At 72.8% G+C, this 18,523-nt stretch carries 13 protein-coding genes and 1 pseudogene; 5 read left to right on the top strand and 9 right to left on the bottom strand.

Annotation, left to right across the window (positions count from 1 at the left end):
- The first annotated feature begins 69 nt into the window (after positions 1-69).
- On the top strand, positions 70-750 hold the full coding sequence (locus tag B1A86_RS05565) for an MBL fold metallo-hydrolase (protein WP_063189256.1): 681 nt from the start codon (positions 70-72) through the stop codon (positions 748-750).
- Between the two features lie 30 nt (positions 751-780).
- Here the strand turns inward: B1A86_RS05565 and B1A86_RS05560 are convergent, their stop codons facing one another.
- Positions 781-1,704, bottom strand: coding sequence for a methyltransferase domain-containing protein (locus B1A86_RS05560; protein WP_036382741.1), 924 nt, complete (start codon positions 1,702-1,704; stop codon positions 781-783).
- Positions 1,705-1,746: 42 nt separating this feature from the next.
- Here B1A86_RS05560 and B1A86_RS05555 point away from each other — a divergent pair, with 42 nt between their 5' ends.
- Together B1A86_RS05555 and B1A86_RS05550 are read left to right on the top strand one after the other, a co-directional pair.
- Positions 1,747-4,380 carry an RNA helicase gene (locus B1A86_RS05555; protein ID WP_041102711.1) on the top strand — a complete coding sequence of 878 codons (2,634 nt, stop codon included), beginning with the start codon at positions 1,747-1,749 and terminating at the stop codon, positions 4,378-4,380.
- Positions 4,381-4,412: 32 nt separating this feature from the next.
- On the top strand, positions 4,413-5,879 hold the full coding sequence (locus B1A86_RS05550) for an alpha/beta fold hydrolase (RefSeq protein WP_063189259.1): 1,467 nt from the start codon (positions 4,413-4,415) through the stop codon (positions 5,877-5,879).
- 52 nt (positions 5,880-5,931) lie between these two features.
- Here B1A86_RS05550 and B1A86_RS05545 read toward each other — a convergent pair whose 3' ends face one another.
- The 7 genes and pseudogenes from B1A86_RS05545 to coaE (B1A86_RS05515) form a co-directional block, all read right to left on the bottom strand.
- Positions 5,932-7,191, bottom strand: coding sequence for a TerC family protein (locus B1A86_RS05545; protein ID WP_049147868.1), 1,260 nt, complete (start codon positions 7,189-7,191; stop codon positions 5,932-5,934).
- A gap of 16 nt (positions 7,192-7,207) precedes the next feature.
- Positions 7,208-8,047: pseudogene (locus B1A86_RS05540) on the bottom strand (TerC/Alx family metal homeostasis membrane protein); the annotation flags it as partial.
- Between the two features lie 49 nt (positions 8,048-8,096).
- Positions 8,097-8,861, bottom strand: coding sequence for a hypothetical protein (locus B1A86_RS05535; protein WP_036315322.1), 765 nt, complete (start codon positions 8,859-8,861; stop codon positions 8,097-8,099).
- On the bottom strand, positions 8,858-9,496 hold the full coding sequence (locus B1A86_RS05530; RefSeq protein ID WP_036315325.1) for a SatD family protein: 639 nt from the start codon (positions 9,494-9,496) through the stop codon (positions 8,858-8,860). The genes B1A86_RS05535 and B1A86_RS05530 overlap by 4 nt, the downstream gene beginning before the upstream one ends.
- A 77-nt stretch (positions 9,497-9,573) precedes the next feature.
- Entirely contained in the window at positions 9,574-11,703 is a 2,130-nt protein-coding gene (gene uvrB / locus B1A86_RS05525; protein WP_036315328.1) for an excinuclease ABC subunit UvrB, read from the bottom strand.
- 37 nt (positions 11,704-11,740) lie between these two features.
- A complete protein-coding gene (coaE, locus tag B1A86_RS05520) occupies positions 11,741-12,388 on the bottom strand; it encodes a dephospho-CoA kinase (RefSeq protein WP_036315330.1) in 648 nt (215 codons plus the stop codon).
- Positions 12,385-14,754, bottom strand: coding sequence for a dephospho-CoA kinase (coaE, locus tag B1A86_RS05515; protein ID WP_041102705.1), 2,370 nt, complete (start codon positions 14,752-14,754; stop codon positions 12,385-12,387). Before coaE (B1A86_RS05515) ends, coaE (B1A86_RS05520) begins: the two co-directional genes overlap by 4 nt.
- Positions 14,755-14,908: 154 nt before the next feature.
- On the opposite strand from coaE (B1A86_RS05515), the gene B1A86_RS05510 reads away from it, so the two are divergent.
- Together B1A86_RS05510 and B1A86_RS05505 are read left to right on the top strand one after the other, a co-directional pair.
- Positions 14,909-15,610 (top strand): YigZ family protein, encoded by a 702-nt coding sequence (locus tag B1A86_RS05510; protein ID WP_078025547.1) that lies wholly within the window; start codon positions 14,909-14,911, stop codon positions 15,608-15,610.
- Complete coding sequence (locus tag B1A86_RS05505) at positions 15,603-16,820, top strand: methyltransferase (protein ID WP_246836850.1); 1,218 nt, start codon at positions 15,603-15,605, stop codon at positions 16,818-16,820. The genes B1A86_RS05510 and B1A86_RS05505 overlap by 8 nt, the downstream gene beginning before the upstream one ends.
- Before the next feature lie 135 nt (positions 16,821-16,955).
- On the opposite strand, the gene rpsA is transcribed toward B1A86_RS05505, so the two are convergent.
- A complete protein-coding gene (rpsA, locus tag B1A86_RS05500; RefSeq protein ID WP_036315338.1) occupies positions 16,956-18,413 on the bottom strand; it encodes a 30S ribosomal protein S1 in 1,458 nt (485 codons plus the stop codon).
- Between the last annotated feature and the right edge of the window lie 110 nt (positions 18,414-18,523).

The following is an 18,523-nucleotide window of genomic DNA, read 5'->3' as shown; positions in this document are numbered from 1 at the left end:
CTGTGGGCGAACCCACCGCGGGCCGGGCCCGCCCTGGCGCCTCACCGCCCCGTCCGTACACTGTTGCGCATGCCCGAGACCGCCCGGAACCGCCTCCTGCACGATCTGCCCGCCGTCACGGTGCGCACCTGCTCCGTGTCGGAGATGGACAACAACGTGTACCTGCTCACCTCCAAGACCACGGGGGCGCAGGTGCTGATCGACGCCGCCGCCGAGGCCGAGGCCATCCGCGACCTCATCGCCTCGGCCGCGGACGACACCCCGTGCGAGCCGCGCCTCGAGATGATCGTCACCACGCATCGACACTGGGACCACGTGCGCGCGTTGCCGGCGCTGGCCTCCCTGACCGGGGCCCGCACGGCGGCCGGCGAGGACGACGCCGACGCGATCGCCGAGGCCACGGGGGTCGCCCCCGACGTGCGCCTGCGCCACGGGGACACCGTGGGGGCGGACGGGCTCCGGCTCGAGGTGGTGGCCCTGCGCGGCCACACGCCCGGGTCCATCGCGCTGGTGTGCCGCCCCGAGGCGGACGAGCCGGCCGTGCTCTTCACCGGCGACTCCCTCTTCCCGGGCGGGGTGGGCAACACCGAGGGCGACGACGGCCGGTTCCGTCAGCTGTTCACGGACGTGAGCGATCGGATCTTCGACGCGTTCGACGACGACGTGGTGGTCCACCCCGGCCACGGCGCCTCCACGACCCTGGGCGCCGAGCGCCCCCACCTGCCGGAGTGGGCCGAGCGCAGCTGGTGACGGTGCGCCCGGGCGGTCCCGGGCCCAGCGTCAGGCCGGCTTCTGCCCCGCCATGAACAGGCGCCGGGCCGGGAAGATCGTGACCGGGCCGCCGTCGTCGGCCGTGACACCGGGCACCGGCGGGTACGCCTCGCGCATGGCGGCGCGGTACCGGTCCACGAACGCCTCGAGCAGCCCGGCGCCCTCGGCGGCGCCCTCCTCGGCGTCCCAGCGGGCCAGGGCCTGCAGGCTCGGTCGCAGGGCCGCGCCGGAGGTCCACCGGAACACCGGGTCCTCGCCCGTCAGCACCTGCTGGTACTCCGTCTCCCAGACGACCGGGGACCACCCCGCCTCGAGGAATAGCCGCGTGTACTCCTCGGGCGGCGCCACGGTGCGGGTCGTCGCCACCCCGTGCAGCGGCTCGGAGAAGGCCGGGTCCTCCGCCAGCGCCACGATCGCCGCGTGGGAGGGCTGCTCGTAGGGCCGCGGGATCTGCGCCGCGAACCACGCCCCCGGCGTGAGGTCCCCGAGCCAGCGCCGGATCAGGCGACGGTGCGTCGGGATCCACTGGAGCATCGCGTTGGACACCACGACGTCCGTCGCCCCCGACGGGCGCCACTGCGAGGCGTCGACCGCCTCGAAGCGCAGGTTGGCGGGGGCGCCCGTGCGGGCCGCCTGCTCCCGGGCCCGCTCCAGCATGGCGGGCGAGTCGTCCAGACCGATCACCTCGGCGTCCGGCCAGCGCTCGGCCAGCGTCCGGGTCAGGGTCCCCGGGCCGCAGCCCAGGTCCACCACGACGCGCGGGGCCTCGGCGCGCACGCGCCCCACCAGGTCGTGGAAGGGGCGGGCGCGGTGTTCGGCGAAGCCCTCGTACTGCGCGGGATCCCAGGTGAACCCCCCGCCCTGTCGGCCGGTCACGTCCCCCACGACGGCGTCGGTGTCCGGGTGCGGGCTCTCGGGCGCGATCTGACTCATGGCGGCACCGTATCGCGCGGAGCGGCCGATACCCTGGGGGCGATGACTTCTGCCGCCACGAACCCGCCCTCGCTGACCGACCGCATCGACGCGCTCCCGCCGGCCCCGGACGCCGACGACGTCTTCGGGGCCTTCGCGGCCTGGACCGAGGACCGCGGGATCTCGCTCTACCCCGCCCAGGAGGAGGCCGCCCTCGAGCTGGTCCAGGGCCGGCACGTGATCCTGGCGACGCCCACCGGCTCCGGCAAGTCCCTGGTGGCGCTGGCCGCGCACGCCGACGCGCTCGCCCACGACGCCGTCTCCTACTACACGGCGCCGATCAAGGCGCTCGTCTCGGAGAAGTTCTTCGCGCTGGTAGACGTGTTCGGCGCGGAGAACGTGGGCATGGTCACGGGTGACTCCACCGTCAACGGTGACGCGCCGATCATCTGCTGCACGGCCGAGATCCTCGCCAACCGCGCGCTGCGCGAGGGCTCGGGCATGGAGATCGGCACCGTGGTGATGGACGAGTTCCACTACTACGCGGACCCCTCCCGCGGCTGGGCCTGGCAGGTGCCCCTCCTCGAGCTGCCGCAGGCCCGGTTCCTGCTGATGTCGGCCACCCTCGGCGACACGACCCGCCTCGAGGCGGACCTGACCGAGCGCACCGGGCGCGAGGTCGCCGTCGTCGCCCACGCGGAGCGCCCCATCCCGCTGACGTTCGAGTGGTCCGAGGTGCCGCTGCAGGAGAAGGTCGAGGAGTTCGTGAGCACCCACCAGGCACCGGTGTACATCGTGCACTTCTCGCAGCTGGACGCCGTGGAGACGGCCCAGGGTCTGTCCTCGATCTCGGTGACGTCCAGGGAGGAGAAGGAGGCGATCGCCGCGCGGATCGCCGGCTTCCGCTTCTCCGCGGGCTTCGGGCACACCCTGAACCGCCTCGTCCGGGCGGGCATCGGCGTGCACCACGCGGGCATGCTGCCCAAGTACCGCCGCCTCGTGGAGAAGCTGGCCCAGGACGGGCTGCTCAAGGTCATCTGCGGCACGGACACGCTGGGCGTCGGGATCAACGTGCCGATCCGCACCGTGCTGCTCACCGCGCTCTCCAAGTTCGACGGCGAGAAGACCCGCCTGCTCCAGGCCCGCGAGTTCCACCAGATCGCCGGCCGGGCGGGCCGGGCCGGCTTCGACACCTCCGGCACCGTGGTGGTCCAGGCACCCGAGCACGTGATCGAGAACAAGGCGGCCGAGCGCAAGGCCGCGGCGAAGTTCGCGAACGTCAAGGACGAGGCCGAGCGGGCCAAGCGCATGAAGCAGTCCGTGAAGTCCGGCAAGCGCAAGACCCCGCCGGCCGGCTTCGTCTCGTGGGGGCCGGCGACGTTCGAGCGCCTCGTCTCCGCCGAGCCGGAGCCGCTGGTCTCCCGCATGCGGATCACGCACTCCATGCTGCTGAACATCCTCGACCGGCCCGGCGACCCGGTCATCGCGGTCCGGCGCCTGCTGCGCGGCACCCACGAGACCCCGGCCCGCCAGGCGGTGCTCATGCGCCGCGCGCTCGGGATCTTCCGGGAGCTGCTGGCCACGGGCGTCGTCGAGCGTCTGCCCGAACCGGACGCCGAGGGCCGCACCGTGGACCTCACGGTGGACCTGCAGCCGGACTTCGCGCTCAACCAGCCGCTCTCCCCCTTCGCCCTCGCCGCGCTCGACCTGCTGGACCCGGCCGATCCCGACCACGCGCTCGACGTGGTCTCCGTGATCGAGGCGACCCTCGACCCGCCGCGCCAGGTGCTCTCCGCCCAGGTCAAGCACGCCAAGGGCGAGGCCGTGGCCGCCATGAAGGCCGAGGGCATGGACTACAACGACCGCATGCGGGCCCTCGACGAGATCACCCACCCGCGGCCGCTGGCCGAGCTCCTCGAGCAGCAGTTCGAGCTCTACCGGCAGGACGCCCCGTGGCTCGCGGAGTTCGAGCTGACCCCCAAGTCCGTGGTGCGCGACATGTTCGAGCGGGCCATGGGCTTCGGCGACTACGTGCGGTTCTACGGGATCGCCCGGTCCGAGGGCGTGCTGCTGCGCTACCTCACGGACGCGGTCAAGGCACTGCGCCACACCGTCCCCGAGGCGGCCCGCACCGAGGAGCTCCAGGTGCTGCTGGACTGGCTCGACGAGATGGTGAAGCAGACCGACTCGTCCCTCCTGGAGGAGTGGGAGGACCTGGTGGCCGGGGACATCGACGAGCTGCGCCGGGACATGGAGGCGCTCGAGCCGCCGGCCCCGCCTCGCCTGACGGACAACGAGCCCGTGTTCCGGGTGATGGTCCGCAACGCGATGTTCCAGCGGGTGCGCCTGTTCGGCGACGAGCGGGACGAGGCGCTCGCGCGCCTGTCCGGCGAGCTGTCCGCCGACGACTGGGCCGACGCCCTCGACGCCTACTTCGACGACCACGAGGACATCGACGACGGCCCCGCCGCGCGCGGCCCCGAGCTGTTCCGCGTGGCCGCGGCCCCCGACGTCGCCGCCCCGCTGGAGCTGGCCGGCCCGCGCTGGTGGGCGGTGCGGCAGGTCCTGAAGGACCCGGACGGGGACCTGGACCACGGGATCAACGCCGTGGTCGACCTGGACGCCTCCGACGAGGCGGGCCATCCCGTGATCCGGGTGGTCTCCGTGGGCGCGCCCGAGTCCGGGTGGGGCCTGTGAGCGCCGGGGACGCTCGGGCGGCAGGACGGCCCGTGGCGGGCGACCCGCGCGGCTTCGCTCCCCTCGAGCCGGCCCGCCACCGCGTGGGCGAGCGCACCGAGCTCTACGACGGCACCGTCACGGTGGACCACTGGTTCTCGGTGCCGATCGACCACGCGCTGGGCCTCGCCGAGGCCGAGGCGCAGGACGCGGCGGGCACCGGCGTCGGGCCGCACGGGCGCGGCACGCTGACCGTCTTCGCCCGCGAGATCCGGGCGAAGGACGACCCCGAGGGCGAGCGCCCCTGGGCCCTGTACCTCCAGGGTGGCCCCGGCAGTGCCGGGCCCCGCCCGGCGCGCCTGAGCGGCTGGCTCGGCGCGCTGGCCGAGAGCCACCGCGTGCTGCTGCTGGACCAGCGCGGCACGGGGCGTTCGACCCCGGCCACTGTGGCGACCCTGACCGCCCCGGGCGCCTTCGCCACGGACGAGGCGCGCGCCGAGCACCTGGTGCACCTGCGGGCGCCCTCGATCGTGCGGGACGCCGAGATGCTGCGCCTCGCCCTCGGCGCCGGGCCGTGGACCACACTGGGCCAGAGCTTCGGCGGGTTCTGCACGCTGAGCTATCTCTCCTTCCACCCGGAGGGCCTGCAGCGCAGCCTGGTGACCGGCGGCCTCGCCCCGCTCACCGGCCACGCCGACCGGGTCTACCGGGCCACCTACGCCCGGATGCGCGCCCGCACCGAGGAGTTCTTCGACCGGCACCCGGCCGACCGCGACGCGTGGTCGGAGGCCGTGGGGCTGATCCGCGCCGCCGAGGCCGCGGGCGCCCCGATCCCCCTGCCCGGCGGCGGGCCGCTCACCGTGGGACGGGCCCAGGGTCTGGGCATGCTGCTGGGCGGCAACACCCGCGTGGACCGCCTGCACTGGGTCCTCGCCGAGGCCGTGGACCGCACCGGACCCGCGCCGCGCCTGTCCGAGACGTTCCTGGCCGCCGTCGCCGACCAGGACGACCGCCTCGTCAACCCGCTCTACACCGTGCTGCACGAGGCGATCTACGCGCAGCCGGCGGACCTGGCCGGCGGCCGGGCGGACACCGGCTGGTCGGCGTCCCGGATGCTCGCCGAGCACCCGGACTTCGACCCGGAGGCGACCACGGTCCCGCTGCCCACGGGCGAACACGTCATGCCCTGGTCCGTCGAGGTCGACCCCCGGCTGCGGCCCCTGGCCGGCACGGCGCGGCTGCTCGCCGAGCGCACGCAGTGGGGCCCGCTCTACGACGTGGCTGCCCTGGCGCAGAACACCGTCCCCGTGGCCGCCGCGGTCTACGCCGACGACGTGTACGTGGACCGGGACCTCTCGCTCGAGACGGCGCGGCGCGTCCGCGGCCTGCAGGTGTGGGAGACCGACGCCTTCCACCACGACGGCATCGCCGACGACGGACCGGCGATCCTCGAGCGGCTCCTGGCGATGACCGCGCCGGACGGCGCCGGGACGACGACGGCCCCCGACCCGGTCGACTGACCGGCCCGGGGGCCCGGGCGCCGGCGGAGGGCTCCCCGGCGCCGTGATCGGCTCAGACGGTGGGCCCGTCCTGCCGCACGATCTGCTCGGAGACCCCGCGCGCGTCGTCGTCACGGGGATCGGCGAGCCGGGTCTCGTGGGCCGTGCGGATGATGGCCGACCACGCGTCCTTGTGCTCGAGCAGCTGGTCGCGCCAGCGCTGGTCCACGGCCTCGGCCCGGGCCGTCCAGCGATCCATCAGGGCGGCGGCGCGCTCGCGCTCGGCCGGGTCGGCGTCCTCGGGCAGCTTCGAGTACCGGTACGAGTACTTCTCGGCGTTCTGCAGCGCCCGCAGGGCCTGGCCCTTCGGCGAGGCCAGGGAGATCGCCACGGTGATCGCCAGGATCACGACGACGACCACGAGGGACAGCGTCGTGGGGATCTCGACGACGGGCACGTTCTCGCCGCCGTTGATGAACGGCAGGTTGTTCTCGTGCAGGGCGTGCAGGATCAGCTTCACGCCGATGAACGCCAGCAGCGCGGAGAGCCCGTAGGCCAGGTAGACGAGGCGGTCGAGCAGGCCGTCGATCAGGAAGTACAGCTGGCGCAGGCCCATGAGCGAGAACGCCGTGGCGGTGAAGACGATGTACGCCTCCTGGGTCACGCCGAAGATCGCGGGGATGGAGTCGAAGGCGAAGAGGATGTCCGTGGCGCCGATCGCGATCATCACGAGGAGCATCGGCGTCATGAGGCGCTTGCCGTCCACCGTCGTGAAGAGGCGGTCGCCGTCGAACTGCTCGGAGGCGGGCAGGAACCGCTTGACGAGGCGGACCATCACGTTGTCCGCCTCGTCCTGGGCGCCCTCGGCGTCGCCGGACATCTCGCCCTTGAGCTGGCCGCCGGCGATGATCAGCAGGAACAGGCCGAAGAGGTAGAACACGTCCGACCACGCGGCGATGACGGCGGCGCCCAGCAGGATGAACAGGGTGCGCGAGATCAGCGCGAACGTGATGCCGAACAGCAGCACCTTCTGCTGGTACTCGCGCGGCACCCGAAAGCTGGCCATGATGACCAGGAAGACGAACAGGTTGTCGACGCTGAGCGCCTTCTCCAGCAGGTAGCCGGTGTAGTACTCGACCGCGTGCTGGGTGTCGCCGAAGGCGAAGAACACGAGGCCGAAGACGAGCGCGAGGCCGACGTAGACGCCGGACCAGATCGCGGCCTCCCGGATCGACGGCGTGTGCGCCTTGCGGACATGGGCGAAGTAGTCGAACGCGAGGAGCCCGACGATCAGCGCGATCGTCAGGCCCCAGGTCAGGCCGTTGATTTCCACGGGTCACCTCTCGGCGTCAGGGGTCAGGACGGTGCCGCAAGTCTCTCCGCCCGCCGCGGCCGCGGCCCGGGCCCCTGTGTCCGGCCGGCGGCGCGCTCTCGGCGGCCGCGGCGTGCTGACGTCCACAGTGTTCGGGATACTCCCCTACGTCGCCGGTCAGTCTACCCGGTCGCACGACGACGCCCCGACCCGCGGCGGGCGGAGCGGGGCGTCGTCGGGCCCGCTGGCGCAGGCCCATGAGGGCGAAGATATTGGCGGTCAGGACGATGAACCAGTTCTGGGTGAGGCCGAAGATCGCCGGGATGGAGTCCACCGCGAACATCACGTCCGTCAGGCCGATCGTGATGAACACGACCACCATGGGGGTGAACATGCGCCGGCCGTCCACGGTGGTGCGCAGTCGGTTGCCGTCGTAGTCCGGCGCCACGTTGAGGCGGCGGGTCAGGCGGGCCACGACGCCCGGCTCGGACTCCTCGTCCCCGCCGTCGTCCTTGAGCTGCTGCCAGGCGGTCCAGAGCAGGAAGGCGCCGAAGATGTAGAACTCCCACGTCAGGTGCTCGATGGCGACGGCGCCGACCGCGATGAACACCGCGCGGGCGATCAGCGCGATGATGATGCCCACCATCAGCACCTCCTGCTGGTAGCGGCGGGGCACCTGGAACTTGGCCATGATGATGAGGAACACGAACAGGTTGTCCACGCTGAGGCTGTACTCGGTGACCCAGCCGGCGAGGAACTCGGTGCCGTGCTGCGCATCGCCCAGGGCGAAGAGCAGCCCCGCGAAGACCAGCGCCAGCGCCACGTAGAACCCGATCCACAGGCCGGCCTCCTTCATGGAGGGCTCGTGGGGGCCGCGCCAGTCTAGACGGGTGCGGTCCCGCGCGCGGATGCGGGTGGGCCCGGTCTCAGGCTGCGCCGGGGGCGGTCAAGCCGAGGGCGAGCCAGACGACGACGGCGCCGGCGGCGGCCAGGCCCCAGCTGGCGAGGGAGCCGATGAGGAACTCCTCCGCGCGCGAGCCGGCTCCGCGGTCCGCCGAGATCTCCGGGAAGCGCACGATGCCCTTGGCCGCCATCAGGGCCGCGATCACCGGATAGGCCTGCGCGAGCCCCAGGACGACCATGAGCAGTCGCTCCATGGGCCCGATGTAGCGACCGCCGCGCAGGCCGTCGGCCGCGGGGTCCGTGGGCGCGGCGGACGGCACGGTCGTGGGCTCCGCCGCGGGGTCCTCCGCCTCCTCGTCGCCCCCGTCGGCGGACCGGCCCGCCAGGGCGAGGACCGCGCGGGTGACCCGGTTGCCGGTCTCGGTCAGCGCCACCGTCACCGCCAGCAGCGTGAGTGCCGGGGGCGCGGAGCGCAGACCCGCGGGCGCCAGGGTCGACTCGAGCACGGCCACCAGGCCGACCGCGGCCGCCACCGCGACCACCCCGAGCGGCCGGTCCGGGTGCAGCCACGTCCAGCCCATCAGCAGGCCGAGGGCCACCAGGCCGCCGCCCACCGCGACGGAGATGCCGGTCGGCGCCAGGACGGCCACCAGCACCGCGGCGAGGACGGCGGCCACCGCCGCGCCGGCCCGGGCCAGCCACCGCCGCCGGGGGGTGGGCCAGGCGCCGGGCAGGACGGCGTCGAGCAGGTCGTGCAGCCCCAGCGCGAGCAGGGCGAGGGCGGTCATGGCGCGACCTCCGTCGCCGCGGCGGCGAGCTCGGCGTCCAGCTCGAGCAGCCGGTCGATCCCGGACCGCGCGACGGCCTGTGACACCGCGGACTGCGTGATCCGCTCCGCCCGTGCCGCCTCCGCCTGGGTCGCCCCGCCCAGCAGGGCGGCGGCGATTCGGCGTTCGCGGGCCTTGAGCCGGCCGAGGACATGGTCGCGCAGCAGGACGAGCCCGTCCACGGCGGCGGTGAGGGACGGGTCCGCGGCGCGGAAGGCGGTCGCGGCTCCGACAGCCCGCTCATGCGCGCGCTCGACGGCCTCGCGGGCCCGATACCAGGCCGGTCCGTCCTCGATGCCGTCTCCGCCGGCGTCCAGGGCCCGCCGCTGCCCCAGGCCGATCCCGAAGCGCAGGTCCAGGCCCGGGGGCAGGGCGAGCGTGACGCGGACGGTCAGCCGGAGCGCGTCCGGCCAGGTGCGGTGCAGCGCCTGGAACTCGTCGCCGACGCTGGCCCAGGCGGGACGCAGCGGCGGGACGTCCTGTTCCGCGGCCGCGAAGGCGGCCAGGATCTGCTCCTGCGCGCGGTCCCGGTCCGGGAGGGCGCGGGAGCCGACGATGTCCGCGATCACGGCCGCGACCGGGGGTGCTGCGCTCATGGCGTCACACTATCACTGATATGAAGATATTCATCAGTGTTTTCATAACACCCCGGGGCGCGGAACGCGCCGGGCGGTCACTGCTCCCGCTTCATCTGCCGCAGCTCCTTCTTGAGCTCGCCGACCTCATCGCGCAGGCGGGCCGCGAGCTCGAACTGCAGGTCCGCCGCCGCCTGGTGCATCTGCTGCGACATCTGCTCGATCAGATCGGCCAGGTCCTTGGCGGGCAGCGACGCCGGGTCCACCGCCGGGGCCTCGGCACCCTCCCCCGTGGCCGGGGCCCGGTCCAGTGAGCTGAGGCCGCGGTGGCCCATGCCGAAGTCGAACCCGGACTTCACGCCCCCCATGCCCTTGAGGAAGTCGGCGGTGTCCGCGTCCTCCCGGGCCAGCTGGTCCGTGATGTCCGCGATGCGCTTGCGCAGCGGCTGGGGGTCGATCCCGTGCTCCTCGTTGTACGCGATCTGCACGGCCCGGCGCCGCTCGGTCTCGTCGATCGCCCGCCGCATGGAGTCCGTGACGTTGTCGGCGTACATGTGGACCTCGCCGGAGACGTTGCGGGCGGCGCGGCCGATGGTCTGGATGAGGGAGGTGGTGGAGCGCAGGAAGCCCTCCTTGTCCGCGTCCAGGATCGCCACGAGCGAGACCTCGGGCAGGTCCAGGCCCTCGCGCAGCAGGTTGATGCCCACCAGCACGTCGAAGGTGCCCTTGCGCAGCTCCCGCAGCAGCTCCACGCGGCGCAGCGTGTCCACATCCGAGTGGAGGTACTCGACCTTCACCCCCGCCTCGAGCAGGTAGTCCGTGAGGTCCTCGGCCATGCGCTTGGTCAGCGTGGTCACCAGGACGCGCTCGTCCTTGGCCGTGCGCACCCGGATCTGCTCGAGCAGGTCGTCGATCTGGCCCTCGGTCGGCTTGACCACCACCTGCGGGTCCACCAGCCCGGTGGGCCGGATGATCTGCTCGACGTAGCCGTCCGCCTGGCCGAGCTCGTAGGCGCCCGGCGTCGCGGAGAGGTACACGGTCTGCCCGATCCGTTCGAGGAACTCATCCCACTTCAGCGGGCGGTTGTCCATGGCCGAGGGCAGGCGGAAGCCGTGCTCCACGAGGGTGCGCTTGCGGGACATGTCCCCCTCGTACATCGCGCCGATCTGCGGGATGGTCACGTGGGACTCGTCCACCACGAGCAGGAAGTCGTCCGGGAAGTAGTCCAGCAGGCAGTGCGGGGCGGAGCCGGCGGGACGGCCGTCGATGTGGCGCGAGTAGTTCTCGATGCCGTTGCAGTAGCCCATCTGCTGCATCATCTCGAGGTCGTACGTGGTGCGCATGCGCAGCCGCTGCGCCTCGAGGAGCCTGTCCTGGGACTCCAGCTCCTGCAGCCGCTCCCGCAGCTCGTCCTCGATGGTGGTGATCGCCCGGCCCATGCGCTCGTCGCCGGCCACGTAGTGCGAGGCCGGGAAGATGTACATCTCCTCCTCCTCGCGCACCACCTGGCCGGTGAGCGGGTGCAGGGTCTGGATGGACTCGATCTCGTCCCCGAAGAACTCGATGCGCACCGCGAGCTCCTCGTACATGGGGATGATCTCCACGGTGTCCCCCCGCACCCGGAAGGTGCCGCGGTGGAAGTCGACGTCGTTGCGCACGTACTGCATCTGCACGAACCGCCGCAGGAGCACGTCCCGGTCCATCTCCGCACCGCGGCGCAGGGTGACCATCTGCTCGATGTACTCCTCGGGCGTGCCGAGGCCGTAGATGCAGGAGACGGTGGCCACCACGATCACGTCCCGCCGGGTCAGCAGCGCGTTCGTGGCCGAGTGGCGCAGCCGCTCGACCTCCTCGTTGATGGAGGAGTCCTTCTCGATGAAGGTGTCCGTCTGCGGGACGTACGCCTCGGGCTGGTAGTAGTCGTAGTAGGAGACGAAGTACTCGACCGCGTTGTTGGGCAGCAGCTCCCGGAACTCGTTGGCCAGCTGCGCCGCGAGCGTCTTGTTCTGCACCATCACCAGCGTGGGCCGCTGGAGGCGCTCGACGAGCCACGCCGTCGTCGCCGACTTGCCCGTGCCGGTGGCGCCCATCAGGACGACGTCCTTCTCCCCCGCCTCCACGCGCTCGGCGAGCTCGGCGATGGCCTTCGGCTGGTCACCGGAGGGCTGGTAGGGGGAGATGACCTCGAACGGGGCGACGACGCGGTTGATCTTCTGGGCCAGGCTCATGGCAGAACCCTACGTCGCGCCCCGGACACCCCGGCGGTCAGTCCGCCGAGGGCTCAGCCGCGCCGGGGGCGAGGAACCGGTCCCACACCTGGTTCGCCACGGACGCGAGCCGCTCGAGGTCGGCGTCGTTGACGATGACCACGTCCGCGACGGCGCGCCGCTGCTCGTCCGTGGCCTGGGCCGCGATCCGCGCCTCGGCGTCCGCGCGGCTCATGCCGCGGTCCTCCACCATCCGGCGCAGGCGCTCCTCGAGCGGGGCCTCCACCACGATCACGAGGTCGAACGCGTCCGCCTGCCCGGTCTCCACCAGCAGCGGCACGTCCTGGACCACGACGGCGTCCGGCCCGGCCTCGGCGACGATGCGCCGGGCCGCAGCCCGGATCCGGGGGTGCACGATGCGGTTCAGGCGCTGTCGGGCGCCCTCGTCCCCGAAGACGATGCGGGCCATCTCGACGCGGTCGAGCTCACCGTCCGCGGTGATGACGCGGTCCCCGAACTCGTCCTGGACGGCGGCCAGCCCGTCGGTGCCCTTCTCGAGGACCAGCCGGGCGAGGGCGTCCGAGTCCACCAGGAGCGCGCCACGCTCCTGCAGGACACGGGCCACCGCGGACTTGCCGGCGGCGATCCCGCCGGTCAGGCCCACATGGACGCGCGGCCGTTCGGCCACCGGGTCGGTCTCGGTCATACGCGCTCTCCTCGGGCGGCCTCGAGCTGAGGCTGGATCTTGGCCTCCCAGTATGCCCGGACGGCCTCCTGCAGGTCCTCGAGCGAGCCGTCGTTCTCGATCACGGTGTCCGCGATCTCGGCCCGCTCCTCGTCCGCCGCCTCCTCGTCGATGAAGGCCCAGGCCCGCTCGCGGGTCATGTCGTGGGACTCCATGAGCCGGGCGACGCGCACCTCGGCGGGAGCGGAGACGGCCAGCACCTGGTCGAAGTCCTGTCCGGAGCCGGTCTCGGCCAGCAGGGCCAGGTCGACCACCAGCACGGAGTCCTCGCCGATCTCGCGGGCCCGGCGGTTCGCCTCGTCGCGCACCGCCGGGGAGACGATCTCGTACATGCGCGTCCGGGCGGTCGAGCTCTCGGTGGTGAGCCGGTTGAGGGTGCGCGCGTCCAGGGTGCCGTCCGCGCGGACGATGTCCTCGCCGAAGACCGAGCGGAGCTCCTCGAGCACGGGGTTGCCGGGCACGAGGATCTCCCCCATCAGGTCGTCGAACTCCACGACGACGGCGCCCAGCCGCTCGAGCTCCGCGCCGACCTCGGTGCGGCCCGCGGCGATGCCGCCGGTCAGGCCGACGGTGACGAGGGCCTTGGCCGCGTCGATGCGCTGCTGGTGCCACGTCTTCGGGGTGTGCGTGTCGTTCTCCGGCTCGGTGCCGACCTCGAACTCGGGGCGGATCACGAAGTCCGAGACGTCCACGCCGTCCTCGGTGGCGCGGCGGCGGTACTCCTCGACCGGCAGCACCTGCTTCCACTGGCGGGTCCGCATGGGCCGCGCGGCACCCGCGTCCTCGCGCAGGGCCTGCAGCAGCAGTGCGGCCTGCGTGACGGTGATGAGCAGGATGGGCAGGCCGATCACGATGATGACCTCCTGCAGCGCCGCCAGGCCGTTCTCGCCCGCGGTGAGGATGATGGCCGCGCAGACCGCGCCGATGGACACGGCCCAGAACACGGACTGGCGGCGGGGCGCGGCATCCTCGTGGCCATTGGCCATCGCGTCCATCACGAGCGCGCCCGAGTCGATCGAGGTGATGAAGAACAGCGTGATGACCACGAGCGCCACGACCGCGGCCACCGTGTAGAGCGGCGTGCCCTGCAGGTGCTGGAACAGGGCGGCCTGGACGTTGCCGTCGGTGACGATCGTCTGCGTGAGGTCACCGCCCTGGCCCGGCGCCGGCGCGGTGGCGCGGTCCGACTGGAACGCGGAGTAGCCGTAGATGCCCATCCAGATGATGACGAACGCCGTGGGCAGGCCGAGGCCGGCCATGATGAAGGAGCGGATGGTGCGGCCGCGTGAGATGCGGGCGAAGAACATCCCCACGAAGGGCGCCCACGTCACGGTCCAGGCCCAGTAGAAAACGGTCCAGTCACCGGACCACTGGCCCGAGTTGTACGTGTCGTTGTAGGTGGAGAGCACGGGCAGCATGGAGGCGTACTCGCCGATCGCCTGCACGGTGCCGCGGATGACGTCCATGCTGGAGACGGCCCACATCAGGACGTACACGAGCAGGGCGATCGCCAGCAGGATGTTGGCGTAGGACAGCCGCTTGACGCCCTTGTCCATGCCGACCAGCACGGAGGCCGTGCCCACGGCGGTGACGACGGCCAGGATGAGCGCCTGGACCCAGCCGGCCACGGGGGTGCCCAGCACGTAGTTCATGCCCGCGTTGATCTGCAGGGCGCCCAGGCCCACGGACACGCCGAGGCCGAACACGGTGGAGACCACGGCGATGATGTCGATCGTCTTGCCGATGGGGCCGTGGATGCGATCGCCGAGGAGGGGCTGGAAGGCGGAGGACACGCGCGGGGGCAGCTTGCGCTTGTACGTGAAGTAGCCGAAGCACAGGCCCGGGACGAGCAGGATCGCCCACATGTGGATGCCGAAGTGGAAGTTCGCGATCGCCATGGCCTCCGAGGCCGCGCGGTCGGAGAACGGCTCCGTCCCCGCCATGGGCGGGTTGGCGTAGTGGTTCATCGGCTCCGCGATGCCCCAGAACATCAGCACCGCGCCGACGCCGGCGGCGAACATCATGCCGAACCAGGTCAGGCCGGAGTACTCCGGCACCGCGTCGTCGTCGCCGAGCTTGACCCGGCCGTACCGGGTCACGGCGAGGATGAACAGGAACGCCACCAGCAGGGTCAGGCTGAGGGTGTAGATCCAGCCGACGTCGTAGCGCAGCCAGCTCGAGACCACGCCGAAGGCCGCCTGGACCGGGCCAGGGAACAGGCCCATCGCGGCGGTGAAGAGCACGACCGCGGCGGCCGAGCCGAAGAAGATCGCCGGACTCGTGCGGAGCCCCAACGTGTCGTGCAGGCGAGTGAGCGGGGAAGTCATGAGTCTCCCGGGACAGGGTCATGGGAGGCCCGCGGCGGCACGCGTGCTCGCTCACCGGTGGGCCGGTGCCGGGTGGCACGGTCTTCCACTGTACCGAAGCTCACGTCGGGGCTCGACGGCGTGCCCGTCCTCGGCCAGCCCCTAGGGTGGGGTCATGCCCGATCCCGCCCCCGCCCCGACCGCGCGCTGCACGGTCCTGCCGGCGTCCGCCCGCGACCCCGACGGCTGGCTGGAACGGGAGGTGGAGATCCGCCGCAGCCGCTTCCTCACCTACCTCGGGCGCCTCGAGGACGAGGCGCAGGCGCGCGAGATGGTCGCCGTCCTGCGGCGCCGGCACCACGACGCGCGGCACGTGTGCAGCGCGTTCGTCCTCGGCCCCGCCCGGGACCGGATGCGCTCCAGCGACGACGGCGAGCCCGCCGGCACGGCCGGCGTCCCCATGCTCGAGGCCGTCCTCCAGCGCGAGACCGCGCCGGGCCGGACCGACCTGACGGACGTGTGCGCCGTCGTCGTGCGCTGGTTCGGGGGGATCAAGCTGGGCGCCGGGGGCCTGGTGCGCGCCTACTCGGACTCGGTGTCCGGGGCACTCGACGCCGCCCCGCTGCGCACCCGCTCCCGGCTGGCCCTGCTCGCGGTGGAGGCGCCCCACACCGACGCCGGCCGGTGGGAGAACGAGCTGCGCGCGGCGGGCGTGTCCGTGCTGGAGGCGAGCTACGGCGCCGCGGGGGTCCGCCTGACGGTCGGCGTGCCGGACACCGAGGAGGCCCGCGCGGCGTTCGCGGCGCGGCTCGCGGACGTCACGGCTGGCGCGGGGCGTGCGGAACGGATCGGAGAGGACTGGGTGGACCATGAGTGAGCCGCTGCCCCGGGGGGTCACCCCCGATGTCGCCCACGGCGGGCTGCCGGACGACCTCACCGCGGGCGTGGACTTCGCGGCGCTGGATCGGTGGCCGCTGCCGCCCGAGCCCGACCGCCAGGCCCACGACGCGGCGGACCTGCTCCTGCTCGACACCCTGGCCGGGTGGATCGCGAGCGGGCACGTCCCCGGCCCGGTGGCCGTCCTGGAGGACCGGCACGGCGCGCTGACCCTGCCCCTGCTCACGGCCGGCCACGACGTGCGGATCCACCAGGACGACGCCTCCGCCGAGCGCTCGCTGGACGCGAACCTCGCCGCGTGGCGCGCCGCCGGTCGCCTCGGCGGGGAGGCGGGCGAGCTCGAGCGAACGGCCACGCCCGAGGACGCGGCCCGGGGAGCCCGGACGGTCCTGCTGCCGCTGCCCCGCTCGCTCGACGAGCTCGACCGGCTGTCCCGGATCGTCGCAGCCGCGGCCGACCCCGGCGTGGTCCTGCTGGCCGGCGGCCGCGACAAGCACATGAGCCCGCGCATGAACGCGGTGCTCGGCGCGGCCTTCGAGGACGTCGTCGCCGGACGGGGCCGCCGCAAGGCGCGCGTGCTCACGGCCCGGGGCCCGCGTCCCGGCGTGACCCCCCGGCCACCGGAGGAGGCCGACCGCGACGTCCCCGGCGTGGGGAGCCTGCATCTGGTGGCCCACGCCGGCGCCTTCGGTGGTGCCGCCGCCGACCCGGGCTCCCGTCTGCTGCTCGCCTCGCTCGCCGACGACCCGCGCCCGCCCGGGCGCCTCGTGGACCTGGGCTGCGGCAACGGGCTGCTCTCGGTCGGGGCGGCGCGGCTGTGGCCGCACGTCACCGTGCTGGCCACCGACCAGTCCGCCGTGGCGGTGGCCTCGACGCTGGCCACGGCCCGCGCGAACCGCGTGGCGGACCGCGTCCGGGCCGTGCGCGACGACGCCCTGGCCACGTGGCCGGACGGGACGGAGGAGTGCGTGCTCCTGAATCCCCCGTTCCACGACGGCAACGCCGTGGACCCCTCCGTGGCCCACCGGCTGGTGGCGGCCGCGGCGCGGGTGCTGGAGCCGGGCGGCCGGCTGTGGTGCGTCTGGAACTCGCACCTGCGGTACCGGCCGGTGCTGGAGGACCTCGTCGGGCCGACCCGGCAGACGGCGCGCGACCGCACGTTCACCGTGACGGTCTCCGAGCGCCGCTGAGCGCGGCCGTCGGGTCCCGTCCGCTCCCCCACGGCCAGCCCCCCGGGACGCGACGACGCCCCGCCCCTCCGGAGGGAGGGACGGGGCGTCGGGTGCTCGGCGCGGGCCGTCAGGGACGGTCACGCACCGCGGCGATCAGTTGCCGGTGAGCTTCTCGCGCAGGGCGGCGAGGGCCTCGTCGGAGGCCAGGGTGCCTCCGTCCGAGGACGGGGCCTCGGAGGAGTAGGACGAGCCGCCCAGGCCCGCACCGGCGTCGGCGCCGGCGGTGGCCTCCTCCTGGAGGGAGCGGCGCACCTGCTCCTTGTGGGCCTCCCAGCGGGCCTGAGCGTCGGCGTACTGCTGCTCCCAGGCGGCGCGCTCGGTCTCGAAGCCCTCCATCCACTCGTTGGTCTCGACGTCGAAGCCCTCGGGGTACTTGTAGTTGCCCTCCTCGTCGTACTCCGCGGCCATGCCGTAGAGCGCCGGGTCGAACTCGGTGCCCTCGGGGTCCACGCCCTCGTTGGCCTGCTTGAGGGACAGGGAGATGCGGCGACGCTCGAGGTCGATGTCGATGACCTTGACGAACAGCTCGTCGTTGACCGACACGACCTGCTCGGCGGTGTCGATGTGGCGCGAGGCCAGCTCCGAGATGTGCACGAGGCCCTCGATGCCGTCCTCCACGCGGACGAACGCACCGAACGGCACGAGCTTGGTGACCTTGCCCGGCACGACCTGGCCGAGGGCGTGGGTGCGGGCGAAGAGCTGCCACGGGTCCTCCTGGGTCGCCTTCAGCGACAGGGAGACACGCTCGCGGTCCATGTCCACCTCGAGGACCTCGACGGTGACCTCCTGGCCCACCTCGACGACCTCGGACGGGTGGTCGATGTGCTTCCAGGACAGCTCGGAGACGTGCACGAGGCCGTCCACGCCGCCCAGGTCCACGAAGGCGCCGAAGTTGACGATGGAGGACACGGTGCCGTTGCGGACCTGGCCCTTCTCCAGCTTGTGGAGGAAGTTGGAGCGGACCTCGGACTGGGTCTGCTCGAGCCAGGCGCGGCGGGACAGGACCACGTTGTTGCGGTTCTTGTCCAGCTCGATGATCTTCGCCTCGAGCTTCTGGCCGATGTAGGGGGCCAGGTCGCGCACGCGGCGCATCTCCACGAGGGAGGCCGGGAGGAAGCCGCGCAGGCCGATGTCGAGGATGAGGCCGCCCTTGACCACCTCGATGACGGTGCCCTCGACGACGCCGTCCTCCTCCTTGATCTTCTCGATGTCGCCCCAGGCGCGCTCGTACTGGGCGCGCTTCTTCGAGAGGATCAGGCGACCCTCCTTGTCCTCCTTGGTGAGGACCAGGGCCTCGACGGTGTCGCCCACGGCCACGACCTCGTCCGGGTCCACGTCGTGCTTGATGGACAGCTCGCGGGACGGGATGACGCCCTCGGTCTTGTAGCCGATGTCGAGCAGGACCTCGTCGCGGTCCACCTTGACGACGGTGCCCTCGACGAGGTCGCCATCGTTGAAGTACTTGATGGTCGCGTCGATGGCGGCGAGCAGGTCCTCGGCAGAGCCGATGTCGTTGATGGCGACCTGCGGGGCGTTGGAAGTGGTGGTCATGTAGGAGGGACTCCGTTGGGATCGGGGGTCACGTCGGGATCGATGCCGCCGGTGGGCGACATCCGGGCACCAGAGGGGCCCCACCCGGCGTGGGTCGTGATGGACATGTA

It is taken from the genome of Micrococcus sp. KBS0714, assembly GCF_002008305.4.
Lineage (GTDB): Bacteria > Actinomycetota > Actinomycetes > Actinomycetales > Micrococcaceae > Micrococcus > Micrococcus luteus.
The sequence above is the reverse complement of the archived record's forward strand: the minus strand, read 5'-3'. Positions and strand labels throughout refer to the sequence as shown.

What these genes read in the sequence shown, in the direction of transcription:
- B1A86_RS05565 (WP_063189256.1), top strand. Translation starts at nt 70, where the DNA reads ATGCCCGAGACCGCCCGGAACCGCCTCCTGCACGATCTGCCCGCCGTC.
- B1A86_RS05560 (WP_036382741.1), bottom strand. Translation starts at nt 1,704, where the DNA reads ATGAGTCAGATCGCGCCCGAGAGCCCGCACCCGGACACCGACGCCGTC.
- B1A86_RS05555 (WP_041102711.1), top strand. Translation starts at nt 1,747, where the DNA reads ATGACTTCTGCCGCCACGAACCCGCCCTCGCTGACCGACCGCATCGAC.
- B1A86_RS05535 (WP_036315322.1), bottom strand. Translation starts at nt 8,861, where the DNA reads ATGACCGCCCTCGCCCTGCTCGCGCTGGGGCTGCACGACCTGCTCGAC.
- B1A86_RS05530 (WP_036315325.1), bottom strand. Translation starts at nt 9,496, where the DNA reads ATGAGCGCAGCACCCCCGGTCGCGGCCGTGATCGCGGACATCGTCGGC.
- uvrB (WP_036315328.1), bottom strand. Translation starts at nt 11,703, where the DNA reads ATGAGCCTGGCCCAGAAGATCAACCGCGTCGTCGCCCCGTTCGAGGTC.
- coaE (WP_036315330.1), bottom strand. Translation starts at nt 12,388, where the DNA reads ATGACCGAGACCGACCCGGTGGCCGAACGGCCGCGCGTCCATGTGGGC.
- coaE (WP_041102705.1), bottom strand. Translation starts at nt 14,754, where the DNA reads ATGACTTCCCCGCTCACTCGCCTGCACGACACGTTGGGGCTCCGCACG.
- B1A86_RS05510 (WP_078025547.1), top strand. Translation starts at nt 14,909, where the DNA reads ATGCCCGATCCCGCCCCCGCCCCGACCGCGCGCTGCACGGTCCTGCCG.
- B1A86_RS05505 (WP_246836850.1), top strand. Translation starts at nt 15,603, where the DNA reads ATGAGTGAGCCGCTGCCCCGGGGGGTCACCCCCGATGTCGCCCACGGC.
- rpsA (WP_036315338.1), bottom strand. Translation starts at nt 18,413, where the DNA reads ATGACCACCACTTCCAACGCCCCGCAGGTCGCCATCAACGACATCGGC.